Genomic DNA, 20,159 nt, shown 5'->3' with positions numbered 1-20,159 from the left:
GCGGCAGGCTCGGCCGCTCACACCACCGGTCCGCCGACCCCCATCAGCCGGAGCAGGATCGCGGCCATCCAGGTGGCGACGGCGGCGCCGGCGGTCCAGCGCGCGAAGCAGTGGCAGGCCTCGCGCAGGGCGTCGACGACGACGCGGCCGGCGAAGCGCTCGTCCGGACGCTTCGCGCGATCCAGCAATGACCACGTCTCCGTGTGGCGGTAGTCGCGTGCCTGGATGCGTTGCGCTTTCAGCATCAGCGCGGCGAACAGCAGCAGCTGCAGGACGCCACCGCTCTTCAGCGCCATGACCGGGTCGAAGGAGAGGCTGAGCATCAGGGTGAGGATCGCGAAGCCGGCATAGGCGACGCCGCGCCCGACGCTCAGAAAGGCGGCATCCCTGACGTCGTTCATACCCGATCCCGCGTTGCTCTCGTTCGATGCAGACACCCGCCACCTCCCTGCAAATGCGCTGCCACCCGGCCGCGGACCGTCGTCGGCACCTCAGAACAGCAACGCACCTGCCTGTCGCAGGGCGGGGAAGCTGATGACCCCGAGGCTGACCAGCCACACCGCCGCCGAAGCCGCATCCGTCTGCCGCCGACCAGTGACGCGTTCGAAGAGCGCCGCCGGAACGCCGGCCAGCACCAGCGCCGCCGTCGCGGCCAGGAGGGACGCGAAGAAGGCGACGGTCACCGGCCCGAGGAACAGCAGGGCCGGTGCCAGATGCAGCAGGATCAGCCGGGCGGTGAACACCAGGAACGGCGAGAATATCCCATTCAGGATGGCGAGCCCGAGGATGACGGGCAGGAAGGGCGTGCCGCTCATCGACGCCTCAGCCCTCCAGGGTGGGGGCGAGCCCCGCCCCGGTCATGGCGAGGAAAAAGGCGAAGCGGAGGATCAGCAGCCACACGATGCCGAACAGCAGGATCACCTGCGCCGGCACCGCCGCCGGGCTGACGAACCTGACCGCCGCGGCCACCGGGTCCGTGATGCGTACGAAGAATCGGTAGATGTAGTTGCCGGTGTCCGGCGCCATGAAGAAGGCGAGCACGTAGCGCGCGAGCAGCGAATACATCAGCGCCGCCATCGCATAGTTCGGCAGCGCGTACAGCCAGAAGGATGTTCCCAAGGACAGGTATTCCGATCGTCGGGCAGGGGCGCCGGTGCGATGGCAGGCGGCGCGGACGGCAGAGGAGGGCGGGAGGCGTCCCCGCCCTCCTCCGAAGGTCAGGTCGTCTTCTCGACCATCACGGTCGGGCCCCGCGGCCGCCGGATCTCGTCGATGAAGTCCTGCATCTCCCGCGATGGTGCCGGGGTCATCAGCGAGACGATGATCATCGCGGCGACGCCGAATGGCAGGCCGATGATCGCGGCGGAGATGTTCTGGATCCCACCGGTGACGCCCGGAATGCCCCAGAGCGGCATGCCGCCATACTTCGTCATGACCAGATAGAAGAGCGTGATGCCGAAGCCGACGATCATGCCGGAAACCGCGCCGGCCGTGGTGCAGCGCTTCCACCAGATGCCGAGGACGATCACCGGGAAGTTGCCTGCCGCCGCCAGCGAGAACGCCCAGGCCACCATCGACAGGATGTCGGCCGGCTTCGTCGCCGCCACCCAGGCGGCACAGACCGCCACGACGACCAGCAGCGTACGCGCCACCACCAGGCGCCGCTTCGTCGCGGCGTTCGGGTCGATCATCTTGTAGTAGATGTCGTGGCTGAGCGCGTTGGCGATGGCTAGCAGCAGGCCATCCGCCGTCGACAGCGCCGCCGCCAACCCGCCGGCCGCGACGAGGCCCGCGATGACGTAGGGCAGGCCCGCGATCTCCGGCATCGCGATGACGATGACGTCGTTGTTAATCGCGAGGTCGGCGTGGGCCAGGATGTTGTCGGCACTGCCGGTGGCGACGCACGCGGCCCGGATCGCCTCCAGCGCCGTCGCATTGACGCCGCAGACCTTGACCAGGCCGAGATTGCCGTAGGTATAGATCCACTGCGGCAGGGCGTCCATCGAGACGCCGATGACGTTCTGATAGACCTCCAGCTTCGCGAAGGCGGCATAGGCTGGCGCCGTGAAGTAGAGGATGAAGATGAAGAGCAGCGACCACGCCACCGACTTTCGCGCGTCGCGGACGGACGGCGTCGTGAAGTAGCGCATCAACACGTGCGGCAGCGATGCGGTGCCCAGCATCAGGCAGAAGATCAGGGCGAAGAAGTTGAACGGATCGAGGTTGGTGAACGGCGCGAAATGAGCCTTAAGCGTGCCTGCCGTGGCGAGTCCGTTCGTCAGCATCTGCTGTTCGAGGGCGGTGATGTCTTGCAGAGCCTGTCCATAGGTGAACTGCGGGATCGGCAGGCCGTATTTCTGCGTCGACAGCAGCACGACCGGGACGAGGTACGCCACGATCAGCACGATGTACTGCGCCACCTGGGTCCAGGTCACCGCGCGCATGCCGCCCAGCATCGAGCAGAGCAGGATCCCGGCGAGGCCGACATAGACCGCAACCTCGAAGCTGATGCCGAGGAAGCGCGAGGCGATGATGCCCGTCGCATAGACCTGCGCCACCACATAGGTGAACGAGCAGCACAGCAGCACGATGATGCCCAGGAAACGCGCCATATTGCCGCCGAAGCGCGCCGCCAGGAAGTCCGGCACGGTGTAGGCGCCGAACTTGCGCAGGTACGGCGCTACCAGGACCGCGACAAGGACGTACCCGCCGGTCCAGCCGAGGACATAGGCGAGGCCGTCATATCCCAGGGCGTAGAGCGTGCCCGCCATGCCGACGAAGGACGCGCCCGACATCCAGTCGGCGCCGGTCGCCATGCCGTTGTAGACCGCCGGGACGCGCCGGCCGGCGACATAATATTCCGACACCTGCATGGTTCGGGACAGGATGCCGATGCCGGCATAGACGGCCAGCGTGAAGAAGACGAACAGATAGCCGATGATCCTGTTCGGGACGCCGACCTGTTCCAGGATCGCCAGCAGGATGACGAACCCGAGGAAGCCGCCGGTGTAGATGCCGTAGATCCGGCCGAGATTGCTGGTGAAGTCACCAGCACCCGATCGCGCTGCCATGGTGACCTCCTTACTCGGTCTCGGCGACGCCGAATTCGCGGTCGATCGCGTCCTGGCGGCTGGCGAACCAGAAGATCAGGACGACGAAGATGATGAGCGACCCTTGCGCGGCCATGTAGAAGCCGAGCGGGAAGCCCATGATCACGATCTCGTTCAGCGTGGACACGAAGGCATGCACAACGAACGAGGCGAGCGCCCAGATGACCAGGCAGGTGATCATCAACCGTTTGGTCTTCGCCCAGTAGAGTTGGTCATTGGTCAATGCCAGATCCCCCCAGCTTTCGACCTGACGGCCGCAGAAGCAGACGGCCCCGGTCCGGTTGCCCGGCAAACCACCTAGACGAGCCGGGATATTCGATTCTTAATCCACAAAGGGCGCGTTAGACTAGACTTCTTTACGGTGATATCGCGACTTTGTGGCGAGATCTTCGCATCTGCACAATGTGCACTGTGCACTTGCGTCATTGAAGTCGCCGCGGCGCGTGTGAAGAACAAGGAGCTGTTCTTGGATCGGCATCGATGGCTGGGTTGATGGAATTGCTCGCTTCTTTCCGCCGCGCGGCGCCGATCGGCGATCCGGCCGCCCTCTCGGCCTTCCTCGACCGGCATGCCGCGTTCATGGTGCAGAAGTGCATCTACGAGTATGCGCGTGCCCGCTCCGGCCTGCTGTCGACGAAGCTGCTGGAGGAGCCGGCATTCAAGACGGCCGCCGAACGCGCGAAATGGCGCAACTATCCGCTCTGCCTCCAGGGGCTCGCGATCATGGCGGAGGGCGTCCTGCGGCCGCATGCGGAGGACGCCCGGGCGCTGGCCGCCGGCGTCGCCGCGGCCGTCGGCACCGTGTGTCGGGGCTACGAGACGCCGCCGGGTACCGCTTTCGATTTCTGGGACAGGGCCGAGGCAGCCATCGCCGGCCGGCTGATCGACGGCGCCGGCTCCCCGCCTTGCGCCGTGAAGGACATCCCGATCGAGACGGCGGAGGCATTCTTCGCCAACCTGCCGATCCACCCGGACCTGAGGAGCTACGATTTCCGCCTCGTGACCAACAACCAGCGCGCCAACCTTCTGCGGGCCTACGAAGCATTCCTCAAGGAGGCTGACCCGCCGCGGCTGGCGCGCCGGCTCTCCGCGATCCCGCCGGCTCGGGCGTGACCCGATGGCGTCCCCCGCCGCCGCGCCGCTGATCGCCGCGGATGCGGTGGTCCTCGACGTCGAGACGACGGGCCTCGATCCGCGGAGTGCCAGGATCGTCCAGATCGGCGCGGTGAAGCTGCATCCGGAGGCGGGGGAGCCGGATATCTTCGTCACCTTCGTGAAGCCGGACGTCGCCATCCCGGCGTCCGCGACCGCGATCCACCATATCGCTGCGGCCGACGTCGCGGACGCACCCCCTATCGCCGAGGCGCTCCGAGACCTGCTGCGCTATCTCGGCGAGAGGCCGCTGATCGGGCATGCGGTCGCATTCGACATCGCCGTTCTCGCGGCCGAAGCGAAACGTGCCGGTGTACTCTGGCGCCGCCCGCGCTCGCTCGATACGCGGCATCTCGCCGAACTCGTGGCGCCGACCCTCCCGTCCTTCACGATCGAAACCTTGTGCAGCTGGTTGGGCCTCGCGGTCGACATGCGGCACTCGGCGATCGGCGACGCGCGCATGACCGCCGCGATCTTCGGCCGACTGCTCCCGTTGCTCCGCGAGCGCGGTATCCGCACCTGGGCCGAAGCGGAAGCGGCGTGTCGCGTCGTGCGCGAGGCCGGCGGCCCCCTCGGCGGCGGCGCCGCGGTGTTGCCCGACGACGAGGGGACCGGCGACCGCGGCTCTGAAGGGGGCCGCTCGGGAGACGGATCATCGGGCAACGGCTCGGCCGCGAACCTGGCACCGCTCGCGCGGATCGATTCCTTCCCCTATCGCCACCGCGTCGCCGACATCATGTCGACGCCGCCGCAGTTCCTTGCCGAAGACGCGTCGCTGCGCGACGCCGCGACGATGATGGACGCGCGCGGCATCAGCTCGGTCTTCCTGCGGCATGCCGGCGACACAGGGATCCTGACCGAACGCGACGTCATTCGGGCGCTGGCGTCGGACGGTGCAGACGCCCTGGGCATGCCGGCGGCGGCAGCGGCGTCCTTTCCGCTGTGCGCCGTACCGGCGGCAGCGTTCATCTATCGTGCGATGGGACGGATGGACCGGCTCGGAGTGCGTCATCTGGGCGTCGTCGACGAGGCCGGCGTGCTCGTCGGGGCGCTGTCGGCGCGTGACCTGCTGCGGCTGAGGACATCGGCCGCCCTGCGGCTGGGCGATGCCGTCGATGCCGCATCGGACATGCCCGCCCTGGCCCGCGCGTGGGGCCAGCTGCCGGCCATGGCGGAGGCGCTGCTCGCCGAGGGCGTGCCGGCGGCGGGCATCGCCGCCGTGATCAGCCGGGAACTCGGGGCCGCCACGCGGCGCGCCGCGCAACTGGCGGAGGCGGCGCTCGCCGCCGAGGGGCGAGCCGTCCCGGGACCGTACGCGCTGCTCGTCCTCGGGTCGGCGGGGCGAGGCGAAAGCCTTCTGTCGCACGACCAGGACAATGCGATCGTCTTCGCCGACGGCGATCCGGAGGGTCCGGAAGACGGCTACTTCGCCGACCTCGGCAGGCGTCTGGCCGACATCCTGGACCAGATCGGCGTCGTCTACTGCCGCGGCGGGGTTATGGCGCGCGAGCCAGACTGGCGGGGCAGCGTCGCGACATGGCAGGAGCGTATCGTGGGCTGGCTCCGGCGTTCGAGCCCGGAGGATCTTCTGTCGGTCGACATCTTCTACGACGCCCGCACGGTTCACGGCGACCCGGATCTGGCCGGGCGGGTGATGGCGGGGGCATTCTCCGAGGCGTCGCGGACGCCGCAATTCCTCAAGCTGCTCGCCGACGCGTCGCCCGAGCCGCCCTCCGCATTCGGCTTGTTCGGCGGGCTTCGGACCGAGGGCGGGCGCATCGACCTGAAGCGCGCCGCGATGCTGCCGGTCGTCAGCGCCGCTCGGGTCCTGGCGCTTCGTCACGGGCGCGGCACGCGCGGCACCGTCGACCGGCTCCGCGAGGTCGCGGCACTCGGGCGCGGCGGGGCGGCCGATCTCGTCGTCGCGGCGGAGGGTTACGAGGCGGTGCTGGAGGCGGTCCTGCGCCAGCAGGTGCGCGACGTGGAGGCCGGCGTTCCGCCGACCGGGAAGGTAGACCCGAGCGGCCTGCCGCGCGACCTGCTCGACCGCGTGAAGGACGCATTGCGCATCGCCGGCGGCCTGCACGACACGACGCGGGAGCTGCTGTTCTGATGCATGCCGACGGTCCGTATGGAATATTGTCCTGCGCCGCCCGATATGCCTTCCGCCGGCAACGTCCGGCAGCCGCTGTTGGACATCGTCGCAATCGAGGCACCGCTCCGTGATGCCGTGGCGTCTGCCAACGAAAGGGAATGGAACCCCATGATTGGTAACCCCCCAACGACCGCTCCGTCCGCTGCACCCCCATAAAACACCATAAAAACCTATCCGCCTTATCTCCCGGCCGAAGCGGGGCGGCGGCCGCTTTATCGGGGCGGGCGCCGCTCCTATAGTTTCCCGAAACGACCTAGGGAAACGCCCTGTGCTCACCGCGGCCGACAACGAGATCCTGACCCGGACTGGGCGGGAGACTCCGATGGGACAGTATTTCCGGCGCTTCTGGCAGCCGGTGGCGCTCAGCGAGGAACTGCCGCAGGCGGACGGTCCGCCGATCCGGGTCCGGGTGATGGGGGAGGATCTGGTCGCTTTCCGCGACAGCAGCGGTCGCGTCGGCCTCGTCGATCGCCGCTGCCCGCACCGGGGCGCCGACCTGTATTACGGCCGCAACGAGGACTGCGGCCTGCGCTGCGTCTATCACGGCTGGAAGTTCGACGCGGAGGGCAGGGCGGTCGACCTGCCGAACGTGCCGCCCGGATCGTCCTACAAGGACAGGATCCGGATCACGGCCTATCCGACGCGCGAGTTCGGCGAGATCGTCTGGGCCTGGATGGGCCCGGCGGAGAGATGGCCGGAGCGGGTGCCGGAACTCTCGCAGCTCGAGTTCGCGACGCTCCCGGCCGAGAACCGGTTCGTCACGAAGAAGCTGCAGGAGTGCAACTGGGCGCAGTCGATGGAGGGGGCGCTCGACACGTCGCACTTCTCGTTCCTGCACATGCCGGCGCCCAGCGTGCCGTCGAACGAGAGCCCGGACGTGCCGGCCGACGAGAAGCGGCTGAAGTGGATCCGCGACGATCCGATGCCACGCTTCTCGATCCTGCCGCACGACGTCGGCTTCGTGATCGGCGGGGCGCGCCGGGCGGACGGCAGGGACATCTACTGGCGCACGACCCAGTTCATGCTGCCGGCGCACGCGACGACGCCCTCGACCCTGCCGGGCGAGAACTATTTCGGCTACACCTTCGTGCCGATCGACGACCTGTCGTGCTGGATCTACACCTACGTCTGGAACCCGGAGCGGCCGATCACCGACGCCGAACGGGCCAAGTTCCGGGGCGGCCACGGCGTCATCGGCGAGGTCGGCCCGGACTATGTGCCGCTGCGCAACCGGCGCAACGAGTACCAGATCGACCGCGCCGACCAGAAGGACCGGACCTATACCGGCGTCCGCGGCCTCGCCGAGCAGGACGCGATGATCCAGGAGAGCCAGGGCTTCATCGTGGATCGCACGACCGAGAACCTGACCGCCACCGACGCGGCGATCATGCGCTTCCGGCGGACGGTGATGGGCGGCGCCAAGGCGCTCGCCGAGGGCCAGGAGCCGGAGGCCCCGTGGCGCCACGATGCCTTCCGCCTGCGCTCCGGCAGCTGGATCGCCGCGGAGGGGGTCTCGTTCGAGCAGGTGATGATGGAGCGCTTCGGCGACCCGCTGGGCCGCGTCAAAGCAAAGGCCTGAAGAGGCTCAGCCGAAGGACACCCAGAGCACGAACACGGCCGCGATCACGAAGACGATGACGATGAGCATGCTGAGCGTGCTGGGCCTTGGCGGCATACGACGGTGTCTCCCTTCCACGTCAGCGGCCGGCGCGGGCATCCGCACCGGCCGCGCGATTCGTCGTCAGCTTATCACATCCCAGGAGTCCTGGATCGCCGGCAGGTCCCGGCTGCGGAGCGTCTCGTAGCGCAGCTTCATCCAGGCCCTCTGGAACTCCCCGGCATCTTCGGGGGCCGTCTTGATGAACTCGGCCCAGGTCTCCTGGAGAAGCTTCCGGCGCGCCAGGTTCTCGTCCTGCTTCGCCTGCGCTTCGGGCGTCCAGCGGTCGATTTCCTTATAGTAGCGGATCGCACCTTCGTTGAACGGCAGCAGGCCTTCGGTGAACCGCTGCCGGTCGATCGACCAGCCGTAGGCGCCCGGCGCCGAATCCTTGTAGGCGTCGTAGAAGGTCACCATCGCTTTCGTCAGATTGTAGTTCTGGTCGGCCGAGGTGAAGGGCATGGTCGCCAGCACGGGATAGGCGGCCGACGCCATCTGCATGCCCTCCGGCGGGATCGTCGGTCCTTCCTTCGCGATGGCGGGGAAGAAGAATGGCAGGACGTCCAGCAGGCGCTTCCATCCCGCCTCGTCGTCGTGCGGTAACGGCAGGAAGCGCAGCCCGCGCGGACTGGCCTCGATCTTGAGGAACGGTGCGGAGTTCGTCGTGCCGTAGGCGGCATCGGCCTGGCCGTCGATCACCGCCTGTACGGAGGCGGCATAGCCGGGGACCTCGACCTTGATCACGTCGTCCCAGGTGAGTCCGGCGAATGCCAGATGCCCCCGGATCGAGTTCTGCAGCGATGCGGCGCTCTTGACCCAGGCGACACGGCGGCCCTTCAGGTCCGCCACTGTCTTGATGCCGGCGTCGCGCGCCGTGACCATGGCTGACGTCCCGTCCGAGACGCTCATGATCAGCTGGGTGATCGGCTGCGGTCCCCACTCGCGCGATCCGAACAGGTACATGCCTTCCGAGGCGTAGCTGCTCTCCGAGCCGGTCGCCGAGTAACCGGCGCGGTCCTCGCGCAGCGGGACGAGGCGCGACACGTCGTTCTTGCCCGGCAGGACCCTGAGGTTGATGCCGAGGTTGTTCTTCAGTGCCGACCCGATACCGACGGCCTGACTGTAACCGGTCGAGCCGATGTCGTATGCGGTCCAGACCAGGGTCTGCGGCAGCTCGATATCGGGTGCGGCAAGCGCGGGAGACAGGCAAAGGCCGGCGCCGAACAGTGCGCCGGCCAGACAGCGGGTCGAACTGTAGATCATGGAACGTCCTCCTCGGTATCTTCTTCGTTTCGAGGAGTGTCGCCGCATTGGTCCGGATTAGGCAACAGGATCGGGGTAGCGCCGGTGCCGCCAGCTATTTTTCGACGAATGCCTTCTCGATTACGTAGTGACCGGGTTGGGAGGCGCTGCCGCTGATGAAGCCGCGGGCCTCCAGCAGGGCCGATGTATCCGCCAGCATCGCGGGGCTGCCGCAGAGCATCAGCCGATCCGCCGCCGGGTCGAGCGGCGGCAGACCGAGGTCGACGTTGATCCGGCCAGTCTGGATCAGGTCGGTGATCCGCGCGCGGGGCGTGAAGGGTTCGCGGGTCACCGTCGGGTAATAGGCCAGCTTGCCGCGAACGAGTTCTCCGAGCAGTTCGTGTCGCGGCAGTTCCTCGGTGATCCAGTCGCGATAGGCGAGTTCGGCAACTTGTCGGCAGCCGTGCACCAGCACGACGCGCTCGAATGTCTCGTAGACTTCGGGATCCTTGATCAGGCTCATGAACGGCGCGAGCCCGGTTCCCGTCGCGAGCAGCCAGAGGGTTCGACCCGGCAGCAGGTTACCGAGAATGATAGTGCCGGTGGGCTTGCGCCCCACCAGGAGCGTGTCGCCGGGCTGGATGTGCTGGAGGCGCGAGGTGAGGGGGCCGTCGGGCACCTTGATGCTCAGGAATTCGAGATGATCCTCCCAGTTGGCGCTCGCCATACTGTAGGCGCGCAGCAAGGGACGGCCGTCCACCTCGATGCCGATCATCGCGAACTGCCCATTCTGAAACCGGAGCGAGGGACTGCGCGTCGCGGTGAAGCTGAAGAGCTTGTCGGTCCAATGATGGACCGAAAGGATATGCTCGCGATCGAAACTGCTCATGCGGAGATCACTTCGGTAGGAGGCAGTGTGCAGATAGGCGCAAAATGAAGTCCTACCACGACGGTTTGTGCGTCAGGTTGACATGCGGCGACAAGCCGCGGCTATCCTCACAGATTCGGCATGGAAATTGCCCAGCGGTCGACGCGACGCTAATGTGCCGATGGGCGGCTGTATAGGAGGTAGCGGGCAATGCACGACCTCGTTATTCGCGGAGGCACTCTCGTAGACGGTACCGGCCGTCCAGCCTTTTCCGGAGACCTCGCCGTAGACGGCGACAGGATCGCGGCAGTCGGCGGAAAGGTGGGACCCGGACGACGCGAGGTCGATGCCAGCGGACTTCTGGTGTCCCCCGGCTGGGTCGACATCCATACCCATTACGATGGGCAGGCGATGTGGGATCCGGAACTCGCCCCATCCTCCTGGCACGGTGCCACGACGGTCATGTTCGGCAACTGCGGAGTGGGTTTCGCTCCGGTGCGGCCGAAGGACCGCGAGTGCCTCATCGATCTGATGGAGGGGGTGGAGGACATCCCCGGCATCGTCCTTGCCGAAGGTCTGAAGTGGAACTGGGAGACGTTCCCGGAGTATCTGGACGCGCTCGAGCAGGTGCCGCGCACGATCGATGTCGCCGCCCAAATGCCCCATCACCCGTTGCGGGTCTATGTGATGGGCGAACGCGCTGTGCGGCGCGAGTTGGCAACCTCCGACGACATCGAGGCGATGCACCTCCTTACCGAGGAAGCGATGCGCGCCGGTGCCTTCGGCTTCACGACGTCGCGGACCGAATCCCATCGCACGACCACCGGCGATCTGGTGCCGGCCCGCAATGCAGCGCCGGAGGAACTGCTGGGAATCGGCAAGGCGCTGGGTAAGGTGGGTACCGGTGCCTTCGGCATGCTCAACGATTTCGAGGACGAGGCCGCCGAGTTCACCTGGATGCGGAAGCAGGCGCACGAGAGCGGACGGCCCGTCTGGTTCCTGCTCACAGACCGGAACTCCGACCCTGGTCGCTGGCGGCGCCTGATGGGTGAAGTGCGTCAGGCCCAGGACGAGGGCGCTGCAGTCATGGCACAGGTTTGCGGCCGCGCGGTCGGCGTCATTCTCGGCCTGATGACCTCGCTCAGTCCCTTCACGCCGAAGCCGACTTTCGCCGAGATCGCCAAACTGCCCACAGCGGAGCGAATGCTCCGGCTCCGCGACCCGGCCGTGAGACGCGCGATCCTCGACGAACCGATTTCGGAAAAGCTGCTTTCCATCCTGCCCCCGCTGCAGCGGGTCCTGGCAACGGAATGGTCGCGGATCTTCCTGCTGAGCGATCCGCCCGACTACGAGCCCGAGCCGGATTGCAGCATCGCGGCACTGGCGGCGCGGGACGGGAAAGCTCCGGCCGAGTATGCCTACGACTACCTGGTCGACGGCGACGGTGATCGCCTGCTCTATTTCCCGGTCACCAATTACGCGAGCGGCGACCACGAACCGATTCGCGAGATGCTGACCGACAAGCATACGCTCCTGGGCCTCGGCGACGGCGGTGCCCATGTCGGCGTTATCTGCGATGCCAGCCTGCCCACCTTCATGCTCACCCACTGGGTTCGCGACCGCAAAAGGGGCGAGCGACTGCCGTTGGAAATGATCGTTAAGCGCCAGACCAGCGCTACGGCCGATTTTTTCGGCCTGCACGATCGTGGGCGCCTCGAAGTCGGCAAGCGGGCCGACATCAACCTCATCGACTATGCCGCATTGCGACTCCACATACCGAAACTGGCCTATGATCTGCCAGCCGGAGGCAAGCGTCTGGTTCAGCGCGTAGACGGCTATGTCATGACCATCGTCGCAGGCACCCCGATCTTCGAGAGGGGTCACGCGACAGGTGCAATGCCCGGGAAGCTCGTGCGCTCGACAAGGCTCTGATGTTGCTGAACGGGTCACCGCTCGGCGAGCGGCGACCCGTTCGATGTCGCACTAGCCGAAATTCGGCTGCCCAACTTCATCAACGTTTGTGCCGCCGAAGCGGCTTTTCAGGACGCCGCCACGCCAACTAAGGCAAGTACAATCGAGCAGAAAAATAGACAAAAAAAGAGCAAGACCGAAGTCTTGCCCTTGATCCCCGAACGGTGCTTATTGCGCACCCCGCTTTGAGCGGTTTTCCTCCCTCAACTTGGGCCGCGTGGGTCGCGACCAGCGACCTTCTTGATTAATGCGGTGATATTACAGCGTCGCATCGTCGCAGTCACCTGTTTTTTGCACATTGCGACGGAAATGTGTGCGTCACCCGCCCGATGCGTTGGCACTTTGGCGACTCTGGCGTGTGCAGCTAGTTGCGGATCGTTAATCATTGCGATGCGATCCTGTGGGCATGACCACTTCCTTCAGCCGTCCCATAGCCGTGCTTTCGCTCGGGCTGATCGTCGTCTGGGCCGGCCCGGCCAGCGCACGGCCTGACGCCTGCGCGCAGGTCCTCCGTCACAGTCCGTCCCCCGATGTCGCCTACCGGGCGGGCGTCGACGTCAAGGGGCGTGCCGTGATCCCCGCCGATCTGGAGCCTCCCGCGTTCGATCTTCCGGAAGAAACCACCTTCGAGATCCTGATCCCGATGCGCCGGGCCGACGCCGGGCGGTTCGACCGCAGGGACTATTATGGCGAAGCCCTCGCAGGTCTCCTCACACTCCATGGCGATGGCCGCGTCTCGATCAACGGGCGCCCGCTCGAAAGACCGCAACAGGAGGCTTTGCGGGCGGCGTGCGATGCATCGCTCCGAACGCGGTGAGTGACTGGCGTAGGTGACTTGTCCGGACTGATTGCATCGTCTTACGATGCGCGAAATACATCCGGGAGGACGCCATGCGCTTCAGTGCCGAAGATGAGGCGTTTCGTGCCGAGGTGAGGCGTTTCATCCGCGAGAATCTGCCGGACGACGTGCGCCGGAAGGTGCTCGCTGGCATGGAGGTCTCGAAGGACGACTATATGCGCTGGCACCGCATCCTGTTCCGGAAGGGATGGGTCGCGCCGAATTGGCCGGAGGCCTGGGGTGGTCCGGCCTGGACGGTCGTCCAGCGTTATATTTTCGATGATGAGGCAGGGCTTGCGGGGGCGCCGCGCCTCTCGCCGTTCGGGATCGGCATGATCGGCCCGGTGCTGATGGCATTCGGCACCGATGCACAGAAGAACGAGCACTTGCCGAAGATCCTGTCCGGGGAGGAGGTCTGGTGCCAAGGCTATTCCGAGCCCGGGTCCGGTTCGGATCTCGCGTCGCTCAAGACTAGAGCCGATCGGGTGGGGGATCACTACGTCGTCAACGGCTCGAAGCTCTGGACCTCCCTCGCTCATCACGCCGACTGGATCTTCTGCCTGGTACGGACCAGCCAGGAGGCGAAACGGCAGGACGGAATTTCCTTCCTGATCTTCCCGGTCACGCTACCGGGCATCGAGATCCGGCCCGTGATCACGATGAACGGTCTGCGCCACGTGAACGAAGTCTTCTTCACCGACGTGAAGGTGCCGCTCGACGCACTGGTCGGGGAAGAGGGCAGGGGTTGGACCATCGCCAAGTACCTGCTTCAGCACGAACGGTTTTCCGGCGGGGCGGTCGGCGAGTTGAAGACGGCGCTGCAGCGGGTGAAGGATATCGCGGGGCGCGAGACGAACGACGGTGAGCCTCTCATGGCGGATGCCGACTTCCGCCGGAAGATCGCGAACACGGAGATCGAGTTGGAAGCCGTCGAACTGACGACGATGCGTGCGCTTGCGGCGCATACGGCCGATCAGGAGGTCGGTGCGGTGTCGTCGCTCATAAAGGTGCGGCGGACTGAGGTCCAGCAGATGATCTCGGAGCTCGGTGTTCAGGCTGCCGGATATTATGCGCTGCCGCACAATATCGGGGCGCTCAAGAACGGCTGGAATGAAGAGCCGGTGGGATCCGAGGAGTTCAATGCCCTGGTCCCAAGCTACCTTTTCCTGCGCGCAGCCTCGATCTACAGCGGCTCCAACGAGATCCAGCGGAACATCATCACGAAGGCAGAATTGGGGCTATAGCTGCGGATCGCCTCTCGGCGGCGAGCAACGCCAGGGGCGAGGCTGGCATTCGTTACGAGCGATCCCAACATCCAGCCGCGACGAAAATCCTGGAGCGGCATGTGTCTCTACCGATCAAGCGGCTGGCGGGTCTGGCCGTGATTCCGGTGGTCCTCTTCGTTGCGGTGGCAGCGACCATAGGAACCGCGCGGGCGGAACTGGTCCCTACCCCGGCCCTCCCACCGGAGACTTCTGTTCCTCGCGATATTTCAGCGGAGACGGACACCGACCTGGCCCGAATAGCTGGCCGGGCCGGCAGCGCCGACGGTAGCCTGCTGCTGCTATCAGGCCGGGTGCTGGACGCCGCCGGGCGGGAGGTGGCCGACGCGCGTGTGGAGATTTGGCATGCCGACGCGCAAGGGCGGCAACCCGGTACAGATCAAGCGTCGGATCAGAACTTTCAGGGCTACGGACGGAGCGAGACGGGAGGCGACGGCCGCTTCGGCTTCCGGACGATCCGCCCTGGCGCCGTCGCGGGCCGCGCGCCGCATATCCATGTCCGCATTTCCGCTCCAGGATTCGGTGCGACAACAACTCAGATCTTCTTCGCCGGGGAGAAGGACAACGAGCGGGACCCTGTTCTGGGCAGCGTGCGCGATCCCGCTGCGCGCGCGCGCTTGGTCGTGCCACTGCAGCAAACCGCAGATGCCGAACAGGTGGGCGTCACGTTCAGGGCCGAATTCGATATCATCCTGGGCTTCAATCGCTCGGCGCCGGCATGATTCCGGCTCGACACTGCCGCATTGCCTTCATGGCGCTGATCTGTGCCGGCTTCCCCGCCGTCTTTCTGCTGACCGGCAATCTGCTCCCCATGGTCGACGTCCATGATCGGCTCGGGCACGGCGCCACCTATGCGCTCGCGTCGATGCTCGCCGTCCTGGGCTGGGGCATGCCGGGCGGTGCCGTCCTTTGCGCCTTTCTCGTCGCGCTCGGATGTCTCATCGAGGTACTGCAGGTGGCGCTGCCCACCGGCCATCTCGCAGAGTGGGGCGATGTGGCGGCAAATATCAGCGGCGTTGCGGTCGGCTGGCTTACTGCTCTGGCCCTCACTGGACTACTCGGCAGGCGGGCCGCCTCCGGCCGCTAGCTCGGAATGTCCGGACCGGCGTTGTGCCCCCGGTGCCCCTCGTGTAGACAGCGGCGATCGTAGTTCAGCAGGGAGCGTCGGTCGGCATGGCCTGGCAGGACGACATTTACGACGCCTTCATCGAGGCGAAGATCCGGCAGGTGGCGTTCGTCCCCGACGCCGGGCACAAGGAAGTGATTCGCCGGTGTCTCGAAACGCCGTCGATGCGGGCGGTGTCGATGACGACCGAGGAAGACGGCATCGCGCTGCTCGCGGGAGCCTGGCTCGGCGGCGACCGTGGCGCGATGCTGATGCAGTCGAGCGGTGTCGGCAACTGCATCAACATGCTGTCCCTGACGAAGATCTGTCAGTTTCCACTGATCACGTTGGTGACCATGCGGGGCGAGTGGGGCGAGTTCAATACGTGGCAGATCCCGATGGGCCGCACCACCGAAGCGCATCTCGAACTGTGCGGTGTCGCCTGCTATCGCTGCGATACGCCGGAGTCGGTCGGTGAGACGGTGCGGACCGGCATCCGTTACGCCTACAATACCAACTCAGCCGTTGCCGTGCTCCTCGGTCAGCGGTTGATCGGAGCCAAGGTCTTCGAAGCCGGCCGACCGGAGGGAACGCGATGAGCGCGCTGCATCGGCGGGAGGTGGTGAAGAGCCTCCTGAGCAACCGCGGTGACACGATGGTGGTTACCGGTCTGGGACAGTCGACCTACGACGCCTTCGCGGCCGGTGACGATCCCCGTACCTTCTACCTCTGGGGTGCTATGGGAGGGGCTGTCCCGATCGGTCTCGGCATGGCGATCGCGCAGCCGGAGCGTCGAACCGTCGTGATTACCGGGGACGGCGAATTGCTGATGGGGTTGGGTAGCCTCTCCGTCGTCGGGGCGGAGCAGCCGAAGAACATGGCGGTGGTCGTGCTGGACAATGGCCGCTACGGCGAAACCGGGCAGCAGGTGACGCACACGGCGCGCGGGACCGATCTGGCCGGTGTGGCGCGATCCGTCGGTTTCCGCGAGGTGTTCGTCGCCGAGGACGAGGCGACTGTGGGTGAGGCCGTCCGGATCGCCCGCGAGGGCGAGGGGCCGGTGTTCGTCCTGATCAAGGTGTCGGCGGATGCGGTGCCCATGGTCCTGCCGCCGAAGGACGGGGCATTCCTCAAGACCCGCTTCAGGCAGGCCGTCGTCGGCGAGGACGCCGTCGGCTGAATGATGTCCGGCCGCCGCTTGGTCACGGAGCGGCGGCCGTCATTTCAATCCGGCTCGCTCTCCGGCTTGCCGACGCCGAGCGCATCCGCCAGCCGGATCGCCGCACTGCCGCGCCGCAGTGGCTTCGGCTGTGCCGCGTGCGGCGCCCACGCCATCAGCCACACGACCTGGAAAGTGATCCCGATCCGTCCCTCGTGGTCGGCGAACCGCTCCTGCAACACCGATGCCGTACGCAGCAGAGTTTCCCGTCGCATCGGGGCTCGGTGTCGAGCGCGCACGGCATTGGTCTGCCCCATGCCGCGCAGGTCGCGCATCAGAGCAATAGGATCATCGTAACTGACTGTTATCGTGTCGAGGTCGGCGACCGGCAGGGCGAATCCCGCCCGTTGCAGAAGGCCTGCCGCATCGCGCAAATCGGCCATGGGTGACACGCGCGGGCTAACGCCACCCGTGGCTTCGGTTTCGGCCTGGAACAGGGCTTGGCGAAGCTCGAACAATGTGTCGCCGCCAAGCATCGCAGCCAGCATCAAGCCATCGGGCCTTAGCGCCTGGCGGATCTGCAGAAGAGCGCCGGGAAGGTCGTTCACCCAGTGAAGGCCGAGGCAGCTGACCACGAGATCGAGGGTCGCCGCGCCGAAGGGCAGGACCTCCTCATCGGCCGCCAGCCGTAAACCTCCCGCTCGGCGAACCATGCGCTCGGAGAGGTCGCACTGTACGAGGGTCTGGATACCCGCCCGTCCTGCGATAACGTCCGCGATCTGGCCGGTATGGCAGCCGAGGTCGAGACCCGTCGGGAACTCGCGTCGGACGTCGTCGAGGCGGTCTCCGAGGCGATCCGCAACCTCACGAATGAGGAAGTCGTGATCCGCCAGACGCGGCGCGGCCCGGTCCCTGTGCCGGCGCACGAGGCGCCGGTCGAAAATCTCCATGTCGTCGGCTGAGCGGAATCCGGTCATGCGCCTCATATGGTCGGCGCGGGCGGCGCCGCAAATATTGGCCGGACTATCGGGTGAGAACGCCGTGCGCCCAATGGGCACAAGCGAGCGTATAGGCCGCCTGTCCGGGAAGACCGACGAACTGCGTGCCGATGGGCAGGCCCCGCTTGCCCGAGAGGCCGGGGACGGTGACGCATGGCGCCCCGATCAGGGTCCAGATGCGATTGAAGCTGGCGGAGCCGGTAGACCCGACACCGAGCGGCGCCTCACCGGGCGCTGCGGGTGTCACGATGACGTCGATCCTGCCGAAGGCGTCTGACAGGCTGCTCCGACAGGCTGCTTGTGTGGATCGCGCCTTATCGTAGCGTTCGCGGCTGATGCCGAGACCTTCGACGATGGACTGCCGCAAGGCCGGGCTCAGCTGATCCCAGTTCTGTTCGCGTTCTGCCGCGAGCTCGCGCGCCCCCTCGTAGGCCATGATGGCCATCTGGGCAGCGGGAGCGTCATCGAAGGTGCGCGGCAGATTGACCTCGCTGATGATCGCGCCGGCTTCCCGAAACCGCGCCGACGCGTCGCGAAGCGCGGCCTCGCCGTCGCGCTCGATCTCGGCCCATGCCGGGCTGCGGCAGACCCCGATCCTGGGAGGACCCTGAAGCTCGGGAAGCGCGGCTACCGCTGTCCCTTCCAGGATGGCGGCGAATGCGGCTGCATCCGGCACGGTCCGCGCCATGACGCCGATGGTGTCGAGCGATTCGGACAGAAACTTGAGACCGGTCCGCGGCACACGGCCGTAGGTCGGCTTGAATCCTACGACGCCGCAAAAGGCCGAAGGTCGAATCACCGATCCGCCGGTCTGTGTGCCGATTCCGAGAGGGACCATGCCGCAGGCGACGGCTGCGGCACTGCCGCTCGAAGAGCCGCCGGGCGTATGCGCTGGATTGTGCGGGTTCCGGGTGCGGCCGGGGTGCCGATTGGCGAACTCCGTCGTGACGGTCTTGCCGAGCACGACCATGCCTGCGGCACGCAGCAAGGCAACGCAGCTGGCGTCCGCGAACGGATGGTGACCGTCATAGATGGGCGAGCCGTAGCTGGTGGTCAGGCCGGCTGTATCGATCACGTCCTTTACGCCGACCGGAACCCCATGCAGCGGGCCGGCCGTTGGCGAAGCGTCCCGGAGCCGGGCCTCTGCGAGAGCCGCGTCAGCGTCGAGGGCACTCCAGGCGTCGACTTCTGGTTCACGCGTTTCGATGCGCGACAGGCACGAGCGGACCAGCGCTTCAGACGTCAGGTGGCCGTCAGAGATCGCCTTGGCCGCCTCGAGGGCGGACATATCGCAGGGTTCGGTCATGAAAAATGGCCTAGCGGGTGAGGGCGTTATGAATCCAGTGGGCGGCGCCCAGCACGGCGGCGGCATGACCGGCAGGACCTACGACCTGCATACCGATCGGCAAGCCCCGGGGACCCTGCAAGCCGGGCACCGTTACGCAGGGCACGCCGAGAAGGGTCCAGATCCGGTTGAACACGGGGGAGCCGGTGAACGACAGGTCGCCCGGCGCTTCTCCCGGTGCTGCCGGCGTCAGAACAACGTCGATACCGAGGAACATCTGGTAAAACTCGGCACGACAGGTCGCCTGCACCCGGCGGGCCCAGTCGTACCGTTCCCGCGGCATGTCTCGACCCGGGCCCGTGTACGCCTTGATCGCATCACTCAGCTGTTCCGACCGGGCGAGAAACTCCCAGGCCAGGGACCGATAGCCCTCGTAGACCATGACGACATTGTGGGCGTCGCCAGCCTCGTCGAACGACTTCGGCAACTCCCGTTCGACGATCTGAGCTCCCGCGGCCCGCAGCCGTTCCAAGCCCTCATTCATTGCAGGCTCGAGTTCTGGCTCGGCATCGGACCATGCGGGACTGCGGCAAAAGGCGACGCGCGGCGGGTCCGAGCGGGCGTTGAAGGGCGGAACGGGAATGCCCTCCATCACCGCTGCGAATGCCGCTGCATCGGGCACGGTGCGTGCCATGGTGCCGATGGTGTCGAGCGATTCGGCGAGCATCTTGACGCCCGCCCGCGCGATGCGTCCATAGGTGGGCTTGAAGCCGACGCAGCCGCAATAGGACGCAGGGCGGATGACGGAGCCCGCCGTCTGCGTTCCGATCGCAAGCGGCACCATTCCGTCCGCCACGGCCGCCGCTGATCCGCTCGAGGAACCGCCGGGAGTGTGCGCCGGATTGTGCGGGTTGCGCGTCTTTCCCGGGAAGCGCATCGCAAACTCGGTGCTGACGGTCTTGCCGAGCACGACCATCCCGGCCGAACGCAGAAGCGCGACGCATGCCGCATCCCAGGCAGGCCGATGGCCGGCATAGATCGGCGAGCCGTTGCCGGTCGGCATGTCGTGTGTCGCGACGATGTCCTTGACCGCGACCGGCACCCCGTGAAGGGGGCTGCGCGGCGCCTCGGCATCACGGCTGGCAGCCTCGGCGAGTGCCTGATCTGGGTCGATATACTCCCACGCCCCGACGGCACCTTCCCGTGCCTCGATGCGCTCGAGACAGCTGCGCACGAGGTATTCCGAGGTGATACGGCCGGCGGCGATATCCGCGCCGGCAGAGAGCGCGTCCGTTTCGTACGGGGCGCTCATTGCGTGTCCTCGCACGGGCACAGG

At 66.6% G+C, this 20,159-nt stretch carries 20 protein-coding genes; 10 read left to right on the top strand and 10 right to left on the bottom strand.

The genetic code is table 11. The features are described from left to right. Positions 1-17 precede the first annotated feature (17 nt). The 5 genes from ABIE65_RS14620 to ABIE65_RS14600 form a co-directional block, all read right to left on the bottom strand. Positions 18-401 carry a hypothetical protein gene (locus ABIE65_RS14620; protein ID WP_354078640.1) on the bottom strand — a complete coding sequence of 128 codons (384 nt, stop codon included), beginning with the start codon at positions 399-401 and terminating at the stop codon, positions 18-20. Between the two features lie 90 nt (positions 402-491). After that, entirely contained in the window at positions 492-815 is a 324-nt protein-coding gene (locus tag ABIE65_RS14615) for a hypothetical protein (protein WP_354078639.1), read from the bottom strand. 7 nt (positions 816-822) lie between these two features. Continuing rightward, positions 823-1,119, bottom strand: a complete 297-nt coding sequence (locus ABIE65_RS14610) for a YggT family protein (RefSeq protein ID WP_354078638.1) — start codon at positions 1,117-1,119, stop codon at positions 823-825. 98 nt (positions 1,120-1,217) lie between these two features. Continuing rightward, positions 1,218-3,071, bottom strand: coding sequence for a sodium:solute symporter family protein (locus tag ABIE65_RS14605; protein ID WP_354078637.1), 1,854 nt, complete (start codon positions 3,069-3,071; stop codon positions 1,218-1,220). 10 nt (positions 3,072-3,081) lie between these two features. Beyond that, positions 3,082-3,333: a DUF4212 domain-containing protein gene (locus tag ABIE65_RS14600; protein ID WP_354078635.1), complete on the bottom strand. Its 252-nt coding sequence runs from the start codon at positions 3,331-3,333 to the stop codon at positions 3,082-3,084. 257 nt (positions 3,334-3,590) lie between these two features. Here ABIE65_RS14600 and ABIE65_RS14595 point away from each other — a divergent pair, with 257 nt between their 5' ends. The 3 genes from ABIE65_RS14595 (at position 3,591) to ABIE65_RS14585 (ending at position 7,996) form a co-directional block, all read left to right on the top strand. Beyond that, positions 3,591-4,223 (top strand): hypothetical protein, encoded by a 633-nt coding sequence (locus tag ABIE65_RS14595; RefSeq protein ID WP_354078634.1) that lies wholly within the window; start codon positions 3,591-3,593, stop codon positions 4,221-4,223. Between the two features lie 4 nt (positions 4,224-4,227). Further along, a complete protein-coding gene (locus tag ABIE65_RS14590; protein WP_354078633.1) occupies positions 4,228-6,375 on the top strand; it encodes a DUF294 nucleotidyltransferase-like domain-containing protein in 2,148 nt (715 codons plus the stop codon). A 364-nt stretch (positions 6,376-6,739) separates the two neighbouring features. Then, on the top strand, positions 6,740-7,996 hold the full coding sequence (locus ABIE65_RS14585) for a Rieske 2Fe-2S domain-containing protein (protein ID WP_354078632.1): 1,257 nt from the start codon (positions 6,740-6,742) through the stop codon (positions 7,994-7,996). Between the two features lie 162 nt (positions 7,997-8,158). Here the strand turns inward: ABIE65_RS14585 and ABIE65_RS14580 are convergent, their stop codons facing one another. Next, positions 8,159-9,337 carry a TAXI family TRAP transporter solute-binding subunit gene (locus ABIE65_RS14580; protein ID WP_354078630.1) on the bottom strand — a complete coding sequence of 393 codons (1,179 nt, stop codon included), beginning with the start codon at positions 9,335-9,337 and terminating at the stop codon, positions 8,159-8,161. Positions 9,338-9,431: 94 nt separating this feature from the next. Continuing rightward, positions 9,432-10,205 carry a ferredoxin--NADP reductase gene (locus tag ABIE65_RS14575; protein WP_354078629.1) on the bottom strand — a complete coding sequence of 258 codons (774 nt, stop codon included), beginning with the start codon at positions 10,203-10,205 and terminating at the stop codon, positions 9,432-9,434. A gap of 189 nt (positions 10,206-10,394) precedes the next feature. On the opposite strand from ABIE65_RS14575, the gene ABIE65_RS14570 reads away from it, so the two are divergent. The 7 genes from ABIE65_RS14570 (at position 10,395) to ABIE65_RS14540 (ending at position 16,561) form a co-directional block, all read left to right on the top strand. Continuing rightward, on the top strand, positions 10,395-12,116 hold the full coding sequence (locus ABIE65_RS14570; protein ID WP_354078628.1) for an N-acyl-D-amino-acid deacylase family protein: 1,722 nt from the start codon (positions 10,395-10,397) through the stop codon (positions 12,114-12,116). A 445-nt stretch (positions 12,117-12,561) separates the two neighbouring features. Beyond that, positions 12,562-12,972 (top strand): hypothetical protein, encoded by a 411-nt coding sequence (locus tag ABIE65_RS14565; protein WP_354078627.1) that lies wholly within the window; start codon positions 12,562-12,564, stop codon positions 12,970-12,972. Between the two features lie 74 nt (positions 12,973-13,046). Next, on the top strand, positions 13,047-14,237 hold the full coding sequence (locus ABIE65_RS14560; RefSeq protein WP_354078626.1) for an acyl-CoA dehydrogenase family protein: 1,191 nt from the start codon (positions 13,047-13,049) through the stop codon (positions 14,235-14,237). A 101-nt stretch (positions 14,238-14,338) separates the two neighbouring features. Then, on the top strand, positions 14,339-14,998 hold the full coding sequence (locus ABIE65_RS14555) for a dioxygenase family protein (protein WP_354078625.1): 660 nt from the start codon (positions 14,339-14,341) through the stop codon (positions 14,996-14,998). Then, entirely contained in the window at positions 14,995-15,363 is a 369-nt protein-coding gene (locus ABIE65_RS14550; RefSeq protein WP_354078623.1) for a VanZ family protein, read from the top strand. The genes ABIE65_RS14555 and ABIE65_RS14550 overlap by 4 nt, the downstream gene beginning before the upstream one ends. Positions 15,364-15,449: 86 nt before the next feature. Beyond that, positions 15,450-15,980 (top strand): phosphonopyruvate decarboxylase, encoded by a 531-nt coding sequence (locus ABIE65_RS14545; RefSeq protein WP_354078621.1) that lies wholly within the window; start codon positions 15,450-15,452, stop codon positions 15,978-15,980. Then, on the top strand, positions 15,977-16,561 hold the full coding sequence (locus tag ABIE65_RS14540; protein WP_354078620.1) for a thiamine pyrophosphate-dependent enzyme: 585 nt from the start codon (positions 15,977-15,979) through the stop codon (positions 16,559-16,561). The genes ABIE65_RS14545 and ABIE65_RS14540 overlap by 4 nt, the downstream gene beginning before the upstream one ends. Before the next feature lie 44 nt (positions 16,562-16,605). Here the strand turns inward: ABIE65_RS14540 and ABIE65_RS14535 are convergent, their stop codons facing one another. Genes ABIE65_RS14535 through ABIE65_RS14525 form a run of 3 tightly spaced genes read right to left on the bottom strand, consistent with a single transcriptional unit; the run spans position 16,606 to position 20,135 of the window. Further along, on the bottom strand, positions 16,606-17,517 hold the full coding sequence (locus ABIE65_RS14535; RefSeq protein WP_354078619.1) for a methyltransferase domain-containing protein: 912 nt from the start codon (positions 17,515-17,517) through the stop codon (positions 16,606-16,608). A 46-nt stretch (positions 17,518-17,563) separates the two neighbouring features. Further along, positions 17,564-18,910 (bottom strand): amidase, encoded by a 1,347-nt coding sequence (locus ABIE65_RS14530; protein ID WP_354078617.1) that lies wholly within the window; start codon positions 18,908-18,910, stop codon positions 17,564-17,566. After that, a complete protein-coding gene (locus ABIE65_RS14525) occupies positions 18,855-20,135 on the bottom strand; it encodes an amidase (protein WP_354078616.1) in 1,281 nt (426 codons plus the stop codon). The genes ABIE65_RS14530 and ABIE65_RS14525 overlap by 56 nt, the downstream gene beginning before the upstream one ends. Positions 20,136-20,159: the final 24 nt, after the last annotated feature.

The organism is Constrictibacter sp. MBR-5 (genome assembly GCF_040549485.1).
Lineage (GTDB): Bacteria > Pseudomonadota > Alphaproteobacteria > JAJUGE01 > JAJUGE01 > Constrictibacter.
Note: the sequence above shows the minus strand (reverse complement) of the source record. Positions and strands in the feature narration are given on the sequence as shown.

Bases quoted from the DNA above. Each gene is read 5' to 3' on its own strand.
- ABIE65_RS14560 (WP_354078626.1), top strand. From the start codon at position 13,047: ATGCGCTTCAGTGCCGAAGATGAGGCGTTTCGTGCCGAGGTGAGGCGT.
- ABIE65_RS14540 (WP_354078620.1), top strand. From the start codon at position 15,977: ATGAGCGCGCTGCATCGGCGGGAGGTGGTGAAGAGCCTCCTGAGCAAC.
- ABIE65_RS14620 (WP_354078640.1), bottom strand. From the start codon at position 401: ATGAACGACGTCAGGGATGCCGCCTTTCTGAGCGTCGGGCGCGGCGTC.
- ABIE65_RS14615 (WP_354078639.1), bottom strand. From the start codon at position 815: ATGAGCGGCACGCCCTTCCTGCCCGTCATCCTCGGGCTCGCCATCCTG.
- ABIE65_RS14525 (WP_354078616.1), bottom strand. From the start codon at position 20,135: ATGAGCGCCCCGTACGAAACGGACGCGCTCTCTGCCGGCGCGGATATC.
- ABIE65_RS14605 (WP_354078637.1), bottom strand. From the start codon at position 3,071: ATGGCAGCGCGATCGGGTGCTGGTGACTTCACCAGCAATCTCGGCCGG.
- ABIE65_RS14530 (WP_354078617.1), bottom strand. From the start codon at position 18,910: ATGCCGCCGCCGTGCTGGGCGCCGCCCACTGGATTCATAACGCCCTCA.
- ABIE65_RS14595 (WP_354078634.1), top strand. From the start codon at position 3,591: ATGGCTGGGTTGATGGAATTGCTCGCTTCTTTCCGCCGCGCGGCGCCG.
- ABIE65_RS14585 (WP_354078632.1), top strand. From the start codon at position 6,740: ATGGGACAGTATTTCCGGCGCTTCTGGCAGCCGGTGGCGCTCAGCGAG.
- ABIE65_RS14570 (WP_354078628.1), top strand. From the start codon at position 10,395: ATGCACGACCTCGTTATTCGCGGAGGCACTCTCGTAGACGGTACCGGC.
- ABIE65_RS14580 (WP_354078630.1), bottom strand. From the start codon at position 9,337: ATGATCTACAGTTCGACCCGCTGTCTGGCCGGCGCACTGTTCGGCGCC.
- ABIE65_RS14550 (WP_354078623.1), top strand. From the start codon at position 14,995: ATGATTCCGGCTCGACACTGCCGCATTGCCTTCATGGCGCTGATCTGT.
- ABIE65_RS14565 (WP_354078627.1), top strand. From the start codon at position 12,562: ATGACCACTTCCTTCAGCCGTCCCATAGCCGTGCTTTCGCTCGGGCTG.
- ABIE65_RS14535 (WP_354078619.1), bottom strand. From the start codon at position 17,517: ATGACCGGATTCCGCTCAGCCGACGACATGGAGATTTTCGACCGGCGC.
- ABIE65_RS14545 (WP_354078621.1), top strand. From the start codon at position 15,450: ATGGCCTGGCAGGACGACATTTACGACGCCTTCATCGAGGCGAAGATC.
- ABIE65_RS14575 (WP_354078629.1), bottom strand. From the start codon at position 10,205: ATGAGCAGTTTCGATCGCGAGCATATCCTTTCGGTCCATCATTGGACC.
- ABIE65_RS14590 (WP_354078633.1), top strand. From the start codon at position 4,228: ATGGCGTCCCCCGCCGCCGCGCCGCTGATCGCCGCGGATGCGGTGGTC.